Annotated in this window: 1 rRNA gene; it reads right to left on the bottom strand. The window is 37.6% G+C overall.

The annotated features are described in order from the left end of the window. Positions 1 to 849: 849 nt before the first annotated feature. Positions 850 to 1,009 (bottom strand): 23S ribosomal RNA (locus DWX76_RS13755); the annotation flags it as partial.

Genomic DNA, 1,009 nt, shown 5'->3' with positions numbered 1-1,009 from the left:
TTGCCCTTGTCTCAAGGACGTATGTTATGATACCAGAGTTTCCAAGGATTGTCAACGATTTTTCTATATTTGTTATTCTTTTTATTTTGTTGTGATTTTTTAGAATATTTTATCATTTCTATTTATTTCACACATACTAGATTAAAAAATCAGCAGCATTCCCACCAGCTTATTTTGATCCTTCTTGCGGAAATGCCGCTGATTTATTTGCTCTCTTCTCTTTCCAAACACTACAGTAACGAGATTGCGGCGTGCCATTTTTCAAAACTGTACATAATATATAATTTTAATAATGGGTATGGAAGAAAGCGACTGAAAAATCCAGATACCGCCTATTTGAGAAGCTCACTTCCCTGTTTCAGGAAATTAATCTTGAGCTTCAATACACGGGGATAAAGTTCAGTATTAATACAGAATACTCGCCAGAATACTTAAAGGAAGCCGCATCGAAATACGCAGAAATCTGGCAGTTGGATGAAACAACGTTTGTCGCCGGTAAAGGACATCGAAAGTCAGTCCAGCAGCGCCATTATGAAAAACTTAAGGAATATCTGTCAAAGCTGAATGTGATGAAAATAAAATCAGCTGCATAGATTTGAAAATCAACAAATTTATGGGGTAAGGGGGAAATGCTCTTTTAGAGACTACTTCGTTTATAATTTTTTAGTCTAAAAGAGCGTGTAATAGGAAATTCCTTGGAATTCCCTATTACACAAAAAAACCGTCATACATTTCTGTACAACGGTCTTCTTTACATACCTTCAAAACTGCACACTGAATTTCTTCTACTCTCTATCTTTCCATCCTTTAGGAAATAACTTCCTCTTACCTATCCTTAACCATAACCTTTTGGTTAAGCCCTCGACCGATTAGTAACAGTCAGCTTCACGTATTACTACGCTTCCACCTCTGCCCTATCTACCTCGTCGTCTTCAAGGGGTCTTACTACTTGCGTATGGGATATCTCATCTTGAGGGGGGCTTCACGCTTAGATGCCTTCAGCGTTTAT

The organism is Clostridium sp. AF21-20LB, from assembly GCF_003478795.1.
Classification (GTDB): Bacteria; Bacillota; Clostridia; order Lachnospirales; family Lachnospiraceae; genus Otoolea; species Otoolea fessa.
This window is presented reverse-complemented; position numbering and strand designations above follow the sequence as displayed.